The 14,361-nt window shown below is 70.1% G+C and carries 18 protein-coding genes; 3 read left to right on the top strand and 15 right to left on the bottom strand.

All coding sequences use genetic code 11. The annotated features are described in order from the left end of the window. Positions 1–4: 4 nt before the first annotated feature. The 8 genes from ACFYM6_RS25425 to gvpO form a co-directional block, all read right to left on the bottom strand. Positions 5–1,030: a YeiH family protein gene (locus ACFYM6_RS25425; protein ID WP_387279353.1), complete on the bottom strand. Its 1,026-nt coding sequence runs from the start codon at positions 1,028–1,030 to the stop codon at positions 5–7. A gap of 207 nt (positions 1,031–1,237) precedes the next feature. Continuing rightward, entirely contained in the window at positions 1,238–2,008 is a 771-nt protein-coding gene (locus ACFYM6_RS25420; protein ID WP_387279351.1) for a GvpL/GvpF family gas vesicle protein, read from the bottom strand. A gap of 2 nt (positions 2,009–2,010) precedes the next feature. Continuing rightward, positions 2,011–2,448 carry a gas vesicle structural protein GvpA gene (locus ACFYM6_RS25415; RefSeq protein ID WP_387279560.1) on the bottom strand — a complete coding sequence of 146 codons (438 nt, stop codon included), beginning with the start codon at positions 2,446–2,448 and terminating at the stop codon, positions 2,011–2,013. A gap of 111 nt (positions 2,449–2,559) precedes the next feature. Next, positions 2,560–2,934 (bottom strand): gas vesicle protein GvpK, encoded by a 375-nt coding sequence (gvpK, locus tag ACFYM6_RS25410; RefSeq protein WP_387279558.1) that lies wholly within the window; start codon positions 2,932–2,934, stop codon positions 2,560–2,562. 27 nt (positions 2,935–2,961) lie between these two features. Beyond that, positions 2,962–3,210 carry a gas vesicle protein GvpJ gene (gene gvpJ, locus ACFYM6_RS25405; RefSeq protein WP_387279349.1) on the bottom strand — a complete coding sequence of 83 codons (249 nt, stop codon included), beginning with the start codon at positions 3,208–3,210 and terminating at the stop codon, positions 2,962–2,964. Beyond that, positions 3,203–4,024 carry a GvpL/GvpF family gas vesicle protein gene (locus tag ACFYM6_RS25400; RefSeq protein ID WP_387279347.1) on the bottom strand — a complete coding sequence of 274 codons (822 nt, stop codon included), beginning with the start codon at positions 4,022–4,024 and terminating at the stop codon, positions 3,203–3,205. Before ACFYM6_RS25400 ends, gvpJ (ACFYM6_RS25405) begins: the two co-directional genes overlap by 8 nt. Then, on the bottom strand, positions 4,021–4,497 hold the full coding sequence (gene gvpJ / locus ACFYM6_RS25395; RefSeq protein WP_387279345.1) for a gas vesicle protein GvpJ: 477 nt from the start codon (positions 4,495–4,497) through the stop codon (positions 4,021–4,023). The genes ACFYM6_RS25400 and gvpJ (ACFYM6_RS25395) overlap by 4 nt, the downstream gene beginning before the upstream one ends. Further along, positions 4,494–4,937, bottom strand: coding sequence for a gas vesicle protein GvpO (gene gvpO / locus ACFYM6_RS25390; protein ID WP_387279343.1), 444 nt, complete (start codon positions 4,935–4,937; stop codon positions 4,494–4,496). The genes gvpJ (ACFYM6_RS25395) and gvpO overlap by 4 nt, the downstream gene beginning before the upstream one ends. Positions 4,938–5,143: 206 nt before the next feature. Between gvpO and ACFYM6_RS25385 the strand changes: the two genes are divergently transcribed. Next, positions 5,144–5,476 (top strand): hypothetical protein, encoded by a 333-nt coding sequence (locus ACFYM6_RS25385; RefSeq protein WP_387279341.1) that lies wholly within the window; start codon positions 5,144–5,146, stop codon positions 5,474–5,476. Between the two features lie 47 nt (positions 5,477–5,523). Here the strand turns inward: ACFYM6_RS25385 and ACFYM6_RS25380 are convergent, their stop codons facing one another. Both ACFYM6_RS25380 and ACFYM6_RS25375 read right to left on the bottom strand, forming a co-directional pair. After that, positions 5,524–6,057, bottom strand: a complete 534-nt coding sequence (locus ACFYM6_RS25380; RefSeq protein WP_387279556.1) for a PfkB family carbohydrate kinase — start codon at positions 6,055–6,057, stop codon at positions 5,524–5,526. Positions 6,058–6,100: 43 nt separating this feature from the next. Next, positions 6,101–6,313, bottom strand: coding sequence for a PfkB family carbohydrate kinase (locus tag ACFYM6_RS25375; RefSeq protein WP_387279339.1), 213 nt, complete (start codon positions 6,311–6,313; stop codon positions 6,101–6,103). Between the two features lie 115 nt (positions 6,314–6,428). On the opposite strand from ACFYM6_RS25375, the gene ACFYM6_RS25370 reads away from it, so the two are divergent. Continuing rightward, positions 6,429–6,743, top strand: coding sequence for a hypothetical protein (locus ACFYM6_RS25370; protein ID WP_387279337.1), 315 nt, complete (start codon positions 6,429–6,431; stop codon positions 6,741–6,743). Continuing rightward, positions 6,737–7,444: an N-acetylglucosamine kinase gene (locus ACFYM6_RS25365; protein WP_387279335.1), complete on the top strand. Its 708-nt coding sequence runs from the start codon at positions 6,737–6,739 to the stop codon at positions 7,442–7,444. Before ACFYM6_RS25370 ends, ACFYM6_RS25365 begins: the two co-directional genes overlap by 7 nt. Before the next feature lie 30 nt (positions 7,445–7,474). On the opposite strand, the gene ACFYM6_RS25360 is transcribed toward ACFYM6_RS25365, so the two are convergent. From ACFYM6_RS25360 to ACFYM6_RS25340, 5 genes are all read right to left on the bottom strand, one after another. Continuing rightward, positions 7,475–8,488: an alpha/beta fold hydrolase gene (locus ACFYM6_RS25360; protein WP_387279333.1), complete on the bottom strand. Its 1,014-nt coding sequence runs from the start codon at positions 8,486–8,488 to the stop codon at positions 7,475–7,477. Between the two features lie 400 nt (positions 8,489–8,888). Beyond that, entirely contained in the window at positions 8,889–10,415 is a 1,527-nt protein-coding gene (locus ACFYM6_RS25355) for a GMC family oxidoreductase (protein ID WP_387279331.1), read from the bottom strand. Further along, complete coding sequence (locus tag ACFYM6_RS25350; protein ID WP_387279329.1) at positions 10,412–11,974, bottom strand: aldehyde dehydrogenase family protein; 1,563 nt, start codon at positions 11,972–11,974, stop codon at positions 10,412–10,414. Before ACFYM6_RS25350 ends, ACFYM6_RS25355 begins: the two co-directional genes overlap by 4 nt. A 78-nt stretch (positions 11,975–12,052) precedes the next feature. Beyond that, the gene (locus ACFYM6_RS25345) at positions 12,053–13,486 is read right to left on the bottom strand and encodes an aldehyde dehydrogenase family protein (RefSeq protein ID WP_387279327.1); all 1,434 of its coding nucleotides are present in this window, start codon (positions 13,484–13,486) and stop codon (positions 12,053–12,055) included. Further along, the gene (locus tag ACFYM6_RS25340) at positions 13,483–14,361 is read right to left on the bottom strand and encodes an NAD(P)-dependent oxidoreductase (protein WP_387279555.1); all 879 of its coding nucleotides are present in this window, start codon (positions 14,359–14,361) and stop codon (positions 13,483–13,485) included. The genes ACFYM6_RS25345 and ACFYM6_RS25340 overlap by 4 nt, the downstream gene beginning before the upstream one ends.

Here is a 14,361-nt window from a genome sequence, read left to right as displayed (position 1 = left end):
CTCGTCATCGGGCCAGCAGGTATTGCAGGCCCAGGCTGGTCGAGCTGACCGCGGCCCAGAGGATCAGGCCGAGCAGCAGCGGCCGGGCACCGGCGCGGCGGAGGGCGGCCACGTCGGTGGAGAGGCCGACGGCGGCGAGGGCGATCGCGATGAACAGCAGCGCCACCTGGTGCAGAGCGGCCTGGGCGGCGGCGGGGATGAGTCCACCGGTATTCAGCGCGGCCACGGCAAGGAATGCGACCAGGAACCAGGGCACCAGAGAGGCCGCGAGCCGGGCCTTCGACGTCTCCGGCAGGTCGGCGCGGCGGCGGGTCAGGGTGGCGAGGACGAGGACGACCGGAATGATCATCAGGGTGCGGGCGAGCTTGACGACGACTGCGTATCCGGCGGCGTCCTGGCCGTAGGCGCCCGCGGCCGCCACCACCGAACTGGTGTCGTTGATGGCGGTGCCCGCGAAGAGCCCGAACGCGTGCGCGTCCAACCCCAGCGCGTGCCCGAGCGGGGGAAAGACCAGCACGGCGGCCACGTTGAAGAGGAAGATCGTCGAGATCGCGTACGCCACGTCGTTACTCTTCGCCCGGATCGCCGGTGTCGCGGCCGCGATGGCGGAGGCGCCGCAGATACCGGTGCCGACGCCGATGAGCGTGCGCAGATCGCGGGGAACGCCGAGCCGCCGGCCCACCGACCAGGCCAGCAGCAGGCACACCCCGAGCGTGCCCAGCATGACCGGCAATGACTCCGCGCTCACCGACAGCACCTCGTCGAGCGACAGTTGAGCACCGAGAAACACGACTGACAACTGGAGCACCAGGCCCTTGGCGAAGCTCAGCCCCGGCGCCATCGCCTCGGACCGGCGCCGTGCCAGCGGGCTCAGCAAGACCCCGACGACAACGGCGAAGACGGGCGCACCGACCACGGGGACCAGCGTGCCGGCAACCGTCGCGGCGAGTCCCAGCAACACCGCCGCGCCGAGCCCGGCGGCCTGGACGGGTGCGCGGCGGCGGGTGGGCATCTCAGCAAGAACGATCACCGTTCCAGGCTTCGCCCGCGCGGCGCTCCCCGGTAGGGATCATTCCCAGACCACCGTCATAGGCAGCGCCTATGACCGAACCGGTCGCTGTTCCGGCCCGCAGTGGATCAGTCAGGACTCGGCAGGGGAACGCCCGGTAGGTACCCGCTGGCGACGGCGATGCTGAGCTTCACCGTTGTTCACGGCACCGCTCTTCCTTGAGGCTTCTCACCATCCCCAGCGGCTGGACGCGGTTCCGCTCGCGGGTATCGGGGGCACGTCGTCCGCACTCTCGGCGAAGTCGAGCGGTGGCAGCGGGCCCACGTACTCGACGGTGTAGCGCTCACCGAGGTCGTCGCGCAGCTCCTGAACGGCTGCGTCGAACTGTTCGAGGTCGTCAGCACGGACCAGGTAGTAATGGGTGAGGAGCGTGACGTCGTCTGCGGTGCGCGAGCCGTGCTCAACGGTGAGCGGCGTCAGCCGGCCGGCTACCTGAGCGTCGAGTGCCGCACGCCGCTCGGCCAGTCCCTGGTTCACCTGCTCACCGACGCTGATCTGCGCATTGAGATCCGGCGCGCCTGCTCGGGACTGCCCGACCAGCTGGCGCAGTGTCGGCGACGAGGCGAGCAGGTTGCGCAGCTCGGCATCCTCATCGGCTTTGATCTTCAGTTGCATCTCGACGAGGCCGTCCAGTTGATCAAGCCGCGAGGCGCCTCGCTCGCCGAGCGGCGCCAGGATTTCCGATCGCACGGCGTCGTCGTCCGGGGCGAGCGTCCCGAACCGAACCGGCAGGACCGGTCCACCCTCGATCAGGGCCCGTAAGACGTCGAGGTAGTCGACCGCGTCGGCGTCGCGCAGGGCCTGGTCGCCGATCTCGCTCACCGCCGCGGCGACCTGGTCGGTACCCACCAACCGGACCCGGCCGGCTGGCGTCCCGATACCGGTGACACTCTCGGGCAACGGATGCGCAGGGCGGACCAATCCGTATACGACCAGCACGATCAGCTCTCCCTGTCACTGCCAGTCTGGCGTCCGATCGGGAGCTTGCGCCGCCGGCGCGCCGAGCCCTCGTCTCCCTCACCTTCCTGGTCGTCCCGGTCGCTGTGCACGGAGTCCTTGATCTCGCCCAGGGTGTCCTTGAGACCGCCAAGCGCGCCGCGGGTCTTGGAGCGGGCGCCTCCCTCGGTCATCCCTTGGATCATCCCGGGCAGGCCGGTGACCTGTCCCTCGGGTTGAAGGTCGAGGCGGTTGACCGCCTCGGCGAAGCGTAGGTAGGTGTCCACGCTGGCGATCACGATCCTGGCGTCGATGGTCAGTAATTCGATCCCTACCAGCGAGACGCGCACATACGCGTCGATCACGATGCCCTTGTCCAGGACCAGGTCCAGTACGTCGGCCAGACTACTTGGGCGGGGAGCGCGGTTCGCTCCGGTGGTCATCATGGTCATCGTTGTCGCTTCTCCTCAATCGCTGGTCGTCCAGGGGTGAATTTCGGTCCCGCCGCCAGGGGTGTTGCCCTCACCGTTACGGCGTGGCGTATTCGCTGCCAGTCAGCTCGTCCTATCGGTTCTCGCGAAGGCCACCAACCGGTCGAGGTCCGTCCGGTCGTCTCGTCGTTCCGACTGACGATCCGCCTGCGCCGTGCGGTCTTCCGGGTCGGCGATTCCGAATTCACCACTGGTCGGCGAATCCTGGAAGATCTCCCGCAACTCGGCGAAACGCCGGTCCAAGGCCAGCAACGCCTGCCCCAACCGCTCCACCTGCTCCGGGGTCAGACCACCCTCGTCCACCCGGCGTAACGCCTGGCGCTCCAGCAACTGCCGGACCACGTCCAGGAGCACGACGACGAGGCGGCCGAGGCCCGCGCCGGCCTGCTCCGGGTCGATGTTCACCCGGAGCGGCGAATCATTCCGCGACGGCGTCATCACGCGAGCCTCCTTCCTGTTGTCCATTCAGGCATTGCCCGGTTCGCGGCCACTTACTCCCCACTGTTCGGGCTCGTCGAGTCCAGCTTGGAAATCGTCGAGCCGCTGAGCCGAGATGAGCAGCAGGTTGAGGTCCAACCGGATGAGATCGATTCCGGCCAGTGCGATCACCACATCACCGCTGACCACAGCACCGCGATCAACGATCCGGTCGAGCAGCTCGACCAGGTCGTTCGTGCCGGTGAGCCGGGTGCTCAGATCACGCCGCTCAGCCACGGTCAGCCACCTTGAGGTTGGTCACCGAGAATGAGTACGGCGGCCACGGCCCATTGACGCTGAGGGTGTAACCCTCGGCGGCCAGCCGGTCGCCGCACTGGTCGACAACCTCGATGAACTTCGACCACCGGTCGCGGCGCACCAGGTACGTCCGGTCCAGTATGTTTCCGCCCCGACCGGTGACGGCGTCAACGGCTTGCTCACGCAGTGCCTCGTCCACGTGGGCAGCCAGCACGGCCGAGGCCTCCCTGCGTCGCTGCACGCTTTGCAACGCCTCGCGTCGCTGCTGAAGGTAGGCCAGGCCAGCCCCGATGCTCGCGGACCGCTCCTCAGTGTCGTCGGCGCTCCCGGCGGGGCTTCCCCCGGGGGCCGGAGTACCCGATTCGCTGTCTTCGGCGTCGTGGCTGCTTGCCGCGGTACTGCTACCGGCGCTAACGCGCACTCCGAACTCGTCACAGCCAGCGACCTTTGCCAACAACCGGCGCAAGTGTTCGCCGCGGACAGCCAGCAGATCAAGTAGCGCCCGCCGCCCGGTCACCACCGTGCCCAGCCGCAGCGGTAGCGCGGCACCGGCGGCGTCCGCGGCGGCCCGTACCACGGTGTCATGCCGCCGAGCGAGTTCGCCGAGCAGTGCCGCATCGCCGGACTCGTCGTTGATTGCCGCGAAGCTCTCGGCGGACACCTCGCTGGTCAGCACGCCCAGACCCGATCCGGCGAGGAGCTGGGTCGGTTCGTCGCAGATGCCCGCCATGGTGGGCAGCGCGGCCTCCGCGGGCACGACGGCATACAGGTAGATGCCCTGGTTCGCGGTCACTCCGAGCTCCCGGTCCGCACGCGCCGCTCGATCTCGCTCAAACGCTCGCGGAGTGCCTCATTCTCCGCCCGCAACTGGTCGATGAGCCCGCCTCCACCGGCGCGTCCGCTGCCCAACACCGCTGCGGATGCCGGCTGCGCTCCAACCCCCTCTTCCTCCGCCTGGGGGGCGGCTTCGGCCTCGTCCCGTCGACCTGCTCTCGCCGTGGCCTTCTTGTCGGCCTCGACCTGCGCGGCCCGCGAGTTCAGGAAAGGATCATGCAGCCACCAGTCGATGCCCATCTGCCGTGCCGTGTCAGCCGACGCAACGAGTAGCCGCACCTTCAACGTCAGCAGCTCGATGTCGAGCACACCCACCACGATGTCGCCGACGATGACCACGCCACGGTCCAAGACCCGCTCCAGGACATCCGCCAGCGAGTCCGAAGCGGGCTGCGCGTACCTCGACCGCGGCGCCGCCAGATTCCCCGTCATGTCTGATCCGTGGCGCTGCGATGGAACCGCCGCAGCCTCTCGTACTGGATGACGTGGCCCTCCTGGTCAGCGTCCACCCGGTAGGTCGCCATAACGCTGCTGCTCGGGGGAATCCGTTCCAGTTCGGTGACGTCGAGGAGGAAGGACCAGCCATCCTTCTCCGGTCGTGCCCCGCTCAGTCTCTCCGGCGTCAGCCCGGTCAACTCCACGAACTCACCCAAGGCAGTCCGCGCGACGTCCACCAGGCCGCGGCGACCGGAGCCAGAACCCTGCCGGTCACCGTCATCACCCCGGGACCGCTCTCGCGTGCCATCCGTTTCGGACCGGCCCTCACGATGATCACGCCGGGACTCGTGGTCGCGACCGGGACGTCCGTGGGCACCGTCGCCATCAGACTGACCACGGGCACGGTCCTCTTGAACCTGTGCATCTGCCGTCATGAACTAGCCCCTACCCAGCGGGAGGGCCGACGAAAACCGGGGTGTCCACGTTGGTGGCCGGACCGGCAACCGGTCGATCGTCGGACGTTCCAGCCGCCCGGCGCGTACCGGCCCCTTTTCCGGGTACCCAGTACCTACCGATGCGGCGGACGACGACATTCGAAGTCCGCTGGACGACCCCGGACACGCAGGTGAGGAAGGCAATCATGACCCAGGGTCAGGGCGATACGACGGTGGCCCCTACGCAAGGCCGACCGAAGGAAGAGCAGGACCACAACGATCGGCAGCGGCAGTGGCTGCAGAACCTCCTGTCCGACATGCGGCAGAGCCAACTCGACTTCTACGGAGAGCTCATCGACAAGGTCGATAACGACCGATACCCCAGTCCGGCGATGCTCGACACCATCGAACGCGGCCTCCCACCCGAGCTGTACTCCCACTACATCGCAGTACTGATGGACAAGGTGGCCGACTCGAAATACCCAAGCCCGACGCTGCTCGCGCGTCTCCAACGTCTGACGATCCTGCCCGCTCGGTGAGCCCGGGGCCATCAGCAGGAGCTGCGGCATCTCGTGGTCGGGCAGCGTCAGCTGCCTTCGGTGCTCGACACGGCGGGCAGGTACGCCGCGACCGCGTGTGGTGCGGTCCGCGCGCCGACCTGGGTGACGGTGTGCGAGCCGGCGGCCACGCCTGCCGCGACCGCGTCAGGGAGGGCGACGCCGGCGGCGAGCGCGACCGCGAGTGCGCCGACGAAGGCATTCCCCGCCCCCACCGTGTCGACGGCGTCGACGATCGGCGCGGGGCAGTGGCCGGACCGGCCGTCCGAGTCGGCGTAAACCGCGCCCTCGGCACCGAGAGTCACCACGACGGCGCAGCCGGCTCGGCAGGCAGCCGCAGCGGCGCCGGTCGGCGTGGGGACGACCGCGCCGAGCACCACCTGCGCCTCGGTCTCGTTGACCACGAGTACGTCGAGCGCGGCGAGCACGTCGGCGTCGAGCGTGGCGGCGGGGGCCGCGTTGCACACCAGTCGCGCCCCGGCTGCGCGGGTTGCGGTCGCCAACGCCCGAACCGCCGGTTGCGGTACTTCCAGCTGGCAAACGACAACGTCGCCCGCGCGCAGACCGGCTACGGCGCGGGCCAGGTCGTTGTCGTCGACCGCGCCGTTAACGCCGGGGCGACACGGCGATCATGTTCTCCCCGGCGGCGTCGACCAGGATCAGCGCGGGTCCGCTGGGCTCGGTCGGATCCACCAGCACCCCAGCGACTCCTGCGGCGGTGAGGTCGGCCCGCAGGTGGCGGCCGTACTCGTCGTCGCCCACCCGGCCGCAGGTTGTACGACGACTCCTCCCACATCCACATCGCCCGGTCCTGGGCATGCGGAACAACGGGGGCGGGGGCACCGCCCTTGAGCGACACGTACTGGGCGTGGGAGGTGCCGGCAGTCAACCTCTCGTCCTCGGGCTCGACGTGGGTGGCTCGTCCTCGCGCGCGTTGATCACCACCGCCACCGGCGTACCGGTCGGGTACGGACGCGCGGGCGGCGCCAATCCGGTCTCAACGCCGCCGACGAACGCCGCCGCCACGGTGGCGGAGGCCGTACGCGCGGCCCTGGCCGGTGTCGACCCGGGCGCGGTCCGGGCCGCCGTGCTCGGCATCGCCGGTACCGGCGCGTTCGCCGAGCCGGCCACAGCCGCCGCTTTCCAGCGCGCGTGGGCGGGCCTGGGGCTGCGCTGCCCGGTCCGGGTCGTCGGCGACGTGATGGTCGCTTCGCGGCGGGTACCCGGCAGCCGTCCGGCACCGTGCTGATCGCGGGCACCGGGGCCATCGCCGCCCAGCTCCACAAGCGCACGTTGGTGCGCAGCGTCGACGGCCTGGGCTGGCTGCTCGGCGACGAAGGCTCGGGGTTCTGGCTGGGCCGGGCCGCCGCCCAGGCCGTCGCCAGCGCGCTCTACGCCGGCGGTCCGCCAGGCCCGCTCGCCGTACTGGTGACGCGGCAGCTACTCGGAACAGAGCCCGAAACGGCCACCCGTGAGTGCGCCGACGCGCTGGTACGCACCGTGTACGACCGGCCGCCGACCCGACTCGCCCAGCTCGCACCGCTGGTGGCCCGCGCTGCCGACGCCGGTGACCCGGACGCCAGGGCGATCGTCCGATCGGCCGCCGATCGGCCGGTAGCCTCCGTCACCGCGGTCCGCGAGAGCGCCGACACCACACCGATCGTGCTCGCCGGCAGTGTCCTCACCGCCGGTCGGATCTTCCAGGACGCGGTCCGCCGACGGCTCACCCGCCGATGGTCGGCGCCGGTGCTCGTCGCGGCGCCAGGCGAGGTCGGGGCCGCCTGGCTCGCCGCGCGGACCCTACCCACCGTTGACGACAACGCCGCCGCGGCGCTGCACGATGCGCTTCGCATGGCCGCCCTGACCCCGCGCCTGCCCCGTGACCGCCGGCCAGGGCGGGCTGCTCAGCCGGCGCGGCGACGGCGGTTGTTGTCCGCTGACGCCTTGTGATGCCTGCCGATCTGCGCGGCCGACGGTCGTCTACAGAGCAGCACCGGAGGCGACTCGTCGCACCGCGTCCACAACCAGCTGCGGCTGGCCGTAATGGACGTAGTGGTCGGCCGTGTCGGCGATGACGTGTTGGCCTCGGCTGGACAGGGCGGCCAGTTGGGCGTGATGCTCGAGCGCCTCGCGCGGCTGCCCGGCCGCGGAGATCACGACAACCGGCCGGTCCTGCCAGGCGCCAGGACGCACCGTTGACTGCACCAGGCGGGCGCTGTCCACAGACGCCTCGGCTTCGCTGGCGGCGGCTGCCATGCTGGTGCTCCGATACACGACCGCCGCATGCTCACGTACCACCCGCGGCGCGCCCGCGCTCGCGGCGATCCCCGGAGCCAGGCGCACCACACCGATCCGCGCGGCGAACCGGAAGGCTGCCATCTGCCCACGAATGATAGGCGCGCTCGCCTTCAACGTCCCGGTCTCGCGCTCGTCGGTGACGTCCACCAGCACCATACCCGCGGTCTCGCCAGGCCAACGGTCAGCGAACAGACGCACCACGAACCCACCCAGCGAATGACCGACCAGGACGTACGGCCCATGTTCGCCCGCGTTGGTCAGGAGGGTGTGCAACTCTTCGGCCAGCCGCCCGGCGTCGCGCCGACCCGGCCCCGGATCGCTCCACGCATAGCCGCCGCGGTCATAGCTGCACGCCCGGACCCGGACGGTCGCCGAGCCGTCGGTCAGCATCTGTTGCACCGTCGCCCACGTCGTGGACGACTCGCCGAGCCCTGCTTCGAACACCACGGTCGGCGCACTGCCGGTCGACCCGGTGCAGTTCAGATGCAGCCGGCGCCCCCCGATATCGATCAACCGGCCCGGCGCCGGATGCCGCTGACCGTCGCCCCGCCTCGACAGCGTCTCGTAGGTCCAACCTGAGCCGCTGACCACCGCGAACACCACTACCAGACCAGCGACAATCCGCAGCAACGCACGCCGCCAACCTGCCCGGACACGCCGGCGAGGCACCGCCACGCCATCAAGACGTTCTTCCACATCCAGGACGGTAGGCAACCGTCACCCCTGCGGCATCGTCCTGCGGTCGCGCTGGCCGTACGACTCGCGTCGCCGCCGTCCCACGCCTCTGTCCACCTCCTGACGGACGCGTTGCTTTCCGACCGCTAGGGGATCGCCCCTACGGCCTAGGACGACGCGATGAGGAACTCGTCGAAGGTGCGCGGTGGTCGATGTAGGAGACTCGCCAGCCGTCGGCCAGGCCGATCAGTTCCGTCGCTGCTGCGCTTGCCGGCCGGGCACGGCGAAGACCACGTCTGGGCCGTCGAGGACTGCCGCAACGGCATACGGCGTGGTAAGTCTTGTCGACTCCGGACAGGTACAGCAGACAACCCGTCGTCCAGCGGATCAGGCCCGGGGGCGCCGGGCCTGATCCGGCAGGTCAGACCGCAGTGACCTCCTGCGCGAGGTCTGCGGCCTTCTCGGCGATCATCACCGTCGCCGCGTTGGTGTTCGTCGACACGATGGTCGGCATGACCGAGGCGTCGGCGATCCGCAGTCCGGACAACCCCTTCACCCGGAGCTGCGGATCCACGACCGCGAGCGAGTCCACGCCCATCCGGCACGAGCCGGCCGCATGTCCGTAGGACTGCACCGCCTCGCGGACGAACGCCGCGATCGTGGCGTCATCGGCGGCCAGGAGCAGGTGCGATCTCGCCTTCCAGTCGTCGAAGGCCGGCATCTCGCTGAGCTGCAGGGCGTGCCGGACACCGGATACCAGGGCCCGAGTGTCGGCGGGTTCGTCGAGATAGCGGAAGTCGATGCGGGGCGGCACCGCCGGATCGGGGCTGGCCAGTTCCAGCACCCCACGGCTGGCGGGGCGCATGTGCCCGATGCCGAAGGTGTAGCCATGCTCGGGCGCCGACTGCCAGGGGTTGGTGAAGGGGACGTGGATGAACACGATCTGCAGGTCGATCGACGCCCGCCCGGGTTCACTGTCCAGCAGCAGCGTCGTCTCGCCGAGATTGCCGCTGGCGGGCGGGAGCGGGCGGCCGGCCTCGACGGTGAGGCCGGCCAGGATGATGTGGTCTTGGAGGTTCTGCCCCACGCCCGGCAGGTCGTGGAGCACCTTGACGCCGACGCGCTCCAGGACCTGAACGGGGCCGACCCCCGAGGTGAGCAGGAGGTGTGGGGTTCCGATGGCGCCGGCACAGAGGATGGTGTCGATCTCTGCCGCGTAGTGGCGCCGCTCGCCGTCGACGACCACGTCGACACCGAGGCACCGGTCACCGTCGATGACCAACCGCTCCACGAACGCCCCGGTCACCAGGTCGAGGTTCGCCCGGCCGAGCGCCGGTTCAAGGTACGCCGTCGCGGTGCTCTGCCGCCGCCCGTCGACGATGAGTAGGTCGTGGCTGCTGGCGCCGCGCAGCTCGGGGCCGTTCAGATCGTCGACGACCGGGTGGCCGGCCTGGGCCGCGGCGGCCAGGTATGCCTGAGACAGCGGGTGCAGCTGCGCGGCCGGTGCCGGGCGGAGCGGACCGGTCTGCCCCCGGTACGCCGGGTCGCCGTGGGCGGACGTCTCGGACCGCTTGAAGTACGGCAGCACGGAGGCGTAATCCCATCCCGTACAGCCGAGATACGCCCAGGTGTCGAAATCGCGACGGTCGCCGCGTAGGAAGGCCATCGCGTTGATGCTGCCGGTGCCGCCGACGGTACGTCCGCGCGGGATGTCGTGGACCCTGCCGGTGCCGGTTTGCGGGATGGTCCGGAAGGCCCAGTCCACGTCCGTCCGCTGCAGCGCCGGCCAGGTGGACGTTGTGGTGATCCGTTCGCTGGGATCGGCCCGGCCCGCCTCGATCAGCAGGACCCGGACCGCCGGGTCCTCGCTGAGCCGGGCGGCGAGCACACAACCGGCCGTACCAGCTCCGATCACGATGTAGTCGTAGCCGACGCGGGAGGCACTCACAGGGACACCACGACTGTCTTGGTCTCGAGATACTCCTCCAGCGACTCCCGGCAGGTCTCCCGGCCCCAGCCGGACTCCTTGGTCCCACCGAACGGGAGCGCCGAGTCGGCCGCCTGGTAGCAGTTGACCCAGACCTGGCCGGACTCGATCTCGGCGGCCATCCGGTGCGCCCGCGACACGTCCCGGGTCCACACGCCGGCGCCGAGGCCGAAGCGGGTGTTGTTGGCCAGCACCAGCACCTCCTCCTCGGTGTCGAACGGTACGACCGAGACGACCGGGCCGAAGATCTCCTCGTGCATGATCCGCGAGTCCGGGCGGGCGTTGACGATAACGGTCGGCTCGAGGAAGTAGCCGCCGGCGTAGGCCTCGCCCTGCGGCGCGCGGCCACCCGTGACCACCTCGGCGCCCTCGCCGACGCCGATCTCGACGTACCCGAGGACCTTGTCGCGGTGCTCGGCCGAGATCAAGGGCCCCATCTGGGTGGCGGGGTCGGTACCTCGGCCGAGCGTGATCGAAGCGGCGTGCTTCGCGAGCCGCTGGACGACCTCGTCGAAGACGCCGCGCTGCACATAGAGGCGGGAGCCAGCGATGCAGCTCTCACCCTGGGTGGCAAAGGCGGCGGCGGCCGCGCCGGCGATCACGGCGTCGAGGTCGGCGTCGTCGAAGACGATGTTGGGCGATTTTCCGCCCAGTTCGAGTGAGACGCGCTTGAGGTTGCCGGTGGCGGCTCGCACGATCGCCTTGCCGGTGGGTACCGAGCCGGTGAAGGTCACCTTGTCCACGTCGGGGTGCTCGACGAGGGCCGCGCCGGCGGTCTCACCGAGCCCGGTCACGTAGTTCACCACGCCGGCCGGGATACCGGCTTCGGCTGTGAGCTGCGCGAGCAGCGCGATGGAGAGCGGGGTCTGCTCGGCCGGCTTGAGCACGACGGTGCACCCGGTGGCGAGGGCGGGCGCGAGTTTCTTGATGGCCATGAGCAGCGGCAGGTTCCACGGCACGATCGCGGCGACCACGCCCACCGGCTCTTTGAGGGTGTAGGCGTGGAACCTCCCGCCGTGGCTGGCCGGGTAGGAGATCGGAATCGTCTCGCCGGTGATCTTTGTGGTCCAGCCGGCGTAGTAGCGCAGTACGTCCACCGAGAACGGAATGTCGAAGTACCGCATCTCGTTGATCGGCTTTCCGCTGTCGATCGAGTCGAGCACGGCGAGCCGCTCGGCGTTCTCCTCGATCAGGTCGGCCAGCCGCCAGATCAGCCTGCCGCGGGCCTGTGGGGTGAGCGACCGCCACGAGCCGCCCGGCGCGAAGGCCGCACGAGCAGCCACGACCGCCCGGTCGACGTCGCTCGCGTCGCCGGCGGGCACCTCGACGACCACGCTGCCGTCGGCAGGGTCATAGACCGGCAACGTCTGACCGCTGACGGCCGCCACCCACTCGCCGTCGATGAACATCTTCTCCGCGAGCCTGATGTCGGCCTCGACCGACGAGGCGGTCCGGAGCATGCTCGTCATCCTGCAACCTCCTGAGAGTTCTGCCATACCAATAGAGAGCGTGGTGGTCATATCCTCTGTTCCACCGGATCGGCTGCTGGTATTCCAGCAGTTCCGGCGTGGCACCGCCGCGATGCAGGCGTGCCGACCTCAGCGACGGGGAGCCAGCCGCACGCTGATGCTCTTGACGTGCGAGTAGTGGTGCAGCGCCTCGATCCCCTTCTCCCGCCCGTAGCCGCTCTGCTTGTGCCCGCCGAACGGCATCTGGACGGATTGGGTCGACCATGAGTTGATGTAGACCTGCCCCGCTTCGATCGATTCGGCGACCCGGAAGGCACGGGAGATGTCCTCGGTGAAGACTCCCCCGACCAGGCCGAATTCCGAGTCGTTGGCGAGGTCGATGGCCTCCTGCTCGGTGTCGAACGGGATGACCACCAGGACCGGCCCGAAGACCTCCTCCCGGGCGATCCGCATCTCGTTGGTGACGCCGGAGTAGATCGTGGGCTCGACGTAGAAGCCGCCGTCGAGCTCGGGATCGGTGACCACGCCACCGCCCAGCTCGGCTCGGGCCCCCTCCTCGGCGGCGATCGCAAAGTACCGCTGCACGGTGTCGTACTGGCCTCGGGTGATCATCGGACCCACGTCCTCGCCGGGGCGCAGCCGCCGGGTGGCCGCCACCAGCGCGGCGACAAACCGCTCCTGGACCGACCGCTCGACCAGAAGCCGGGTTCCGGAGGAGCAGACCTGACCCGCGTTGGTCGTGAAGGCCCGGACGGCCTCGGTGGCGGCAAATTCGAGATCGGCGTCGGCGAACACGATGTTGGCCGACTTGCCGCCGAGTTCGAGAGTCAGCGGGAGGATCCGGTCCGCCGCGATCCGGCCGATGTCCTGCCCGACCCGCACCGAACCGGTGAACGCCACCTTGCGCACCAGCGGGTGCTGCACGATCGCGGTACCGACCTCGTCGCCGCGGCCGAGCACCACGTTGAGCACCCCCGGCGGCAGCCCTTCCTCGCTGGCGATCCGTGCCAGCGCCACGGTCGTCTGGGAGGTGCTCTCCGCGGGCTTCGCGACGATCGTGTTGCCGGCGGCGAGCGCCGGGGCGCAGGCCCGGGCCGCCTGGTTGAGCGGCAGGTTCCAGGGCGTGATCACCCCGACCACACCGAACGGTTCGCGCAGCGTGTAAACGTGCAGGTCGGGCCGGATGTCGAGCACGTCGCCCGCCGGCAGGTTCACCAGTGCCGCGTAGAACTCGAAGTACTCCGCGGCACCCCGGATCTCGGCCGTGGCGAGGGGGAGCGGCTTGCCGGTGTCGAGGCTCTCCAGTTCGGCCAGCACGTCGAGGTCCGCGAGCAGCCGCCGACCGATGGCCGCCAGGATCCGGCCGCGTTCCAGCGACGCGATCCGACGCCACCCGGGCGCCGCGGCATGGGCCGCCCGCACCGCGAGGTCGACATCGGCCGCCGTGCCCTGCGCGACCTGTGCCCCCACGCCGCCGGTCGACGGATTGGTGCCGGAGCGGAAACCCCCGGCGATCGGGGGGACGGCCTCGCCGCCGATCCAGTGCAACAGCGGGGCGTTCACCGGTCACCGCCGATCAGCTCGTACATGGCGGTGTGGTCGGTCTGCGGCGTGACTTCCCCGGCGACGCGCCGCCACTGTCGGGCCACACCGTCGGCAACCTCGGTGGCCTGGCCGAGTTCGCGTGCCAGGTCGACGGCGATCCCGACGTCCTTGGCCATCAACTGCAGCGCGAACCCCGAGTCGTAGCTGCCGCTGATCATGAACTGGGCGGCCTTGTTCTCGCTGGTGTTCGAGCGCCCGGAGGAGCTGTTGAGCACCTCGGTCATGGTTTCCGGCGGGATGCCGAACCGCTCCCCCAGCCGGAGCGCCTCCACGGTCACCGAGATGGTGGTGGCCGAGACCAGGTTGTTCAGGGCCTTCGCCGCGTGCCCGGCCCCGACGGGGCCGACCGGGATGACGGTCCGGGCCAACCGCTGCAGCGCCGGGCGCACCTCGGCCAGATCGATCTCCTCACCGCCGACCAGTACCGCCAGCGTTCCGGCGACCGCGCCGCGTACCCCGCCGGAGACGGGAGCGTCGAGCATCCGCAGGCCCCGGGCGGCCAACCGCTGCGCCAACGCGCGGGTGCGCAGCGGCTCGGAGGAGCTCATGTCGACGACCAGAGTGCCGGGTCGCAGCACTTCCGCGACCGCGTCGCCTTCAAGCACCGACTCGACAACCGCCGAGTTCGGCAGCATCAGGATCAGGGCGTCCACAGCGCGGTATGCGTCGACCGTATGGGCGGTAACCGCCTTCGGGTGCTCGGTCACGAATCCCTCGGCGACGTCCGGTGCGGCGTCGGCCACCGTGAGTCGGTAGCCCGCCTCGTACAGTCGTGCGGCCATCGGTCGGCCCATCTTGCCGAGGCCGATGAACCCGATGTGCTCGATTCCCAT

Origin of the sequence: Micromonospora sp. NPDC006431, from assembly GCF_042870725.1 — a bacterium.
Classification (GTDB): domain Bacteria; phylum Actinomycetota; class Actinomycetes; order Mycobacteriales; family Micromonosporaceae; genus Micromonospora.
The sequence above is the reverse complement of the archived record's forward strand: the minus strand, read 5'-3'. Positions and strand labels throughout refer to the sequence as shown.

What these genes read in the sequence shown, in the direction of transcription:
- ACFYM6_RS25385 (WP_387279341.1), top strand. Translation starts at nt 5,144, where the DNA reads ATGACCCAGGGTCAGGGCGATACGACGGTGGCCCCTACGCAAGGCCGA.
- gvpJ (WP_387279345.1), bottom strand. Translation starts at nt 4,497, where the DNA reads ATGACGGGGAATCTGGCGGCGCCGCGGTCGAGGTACGCGCAGCCCGCT.
- ACFYM6_RS25340 (WP_387279555.1), bottom strand. Translation starts at nt 14,361, where the DNA reads ATGGGAATCGAGCACATCGGGTTCATCGGCCTCGGCAAGATGGGCCGA.
- gvpO (WP_387279343.1), bottom strand. Translation starts at nt 4,937, where the DNA reads ATGACGGCAGATGCACAGGTTCAAGAGGACCGTGCCCGTGGTCAGTCT.
- gvpK (WP_387279558.1), bottom strand. Translation starts at nt 2,934, where the DNA reads ATGACGCCGTCGCGGAATGATTCGCCGCTCCGGGTGAACATCGACCCG.
- ACFYM6_RS25350 (WP_387279329.1), bottom strand. Translation starts at nt 11,974, where the DNA reads ATGACCACCACGCTCTCTATTGGTATGGCAGAACTCTCAGGAGGTTGC.
- ACFYM6_RS25375 (WP_387279339.1), bottom strand. Translation starts at nt 6,313, where the DNA reads ATGCCCAGGACCGGGCGATGTGGATGTGGGAGGAGTCGTCGTACAACC.
- ACFYM6_RS25415 (WP_387279560.1), bottom strand. Translation starts at nt 2,448, where the DNA reads ATGACCACCGGAGCGAACCGCGCTCCCCGCCCAAGTAGTCTGGCCGAC.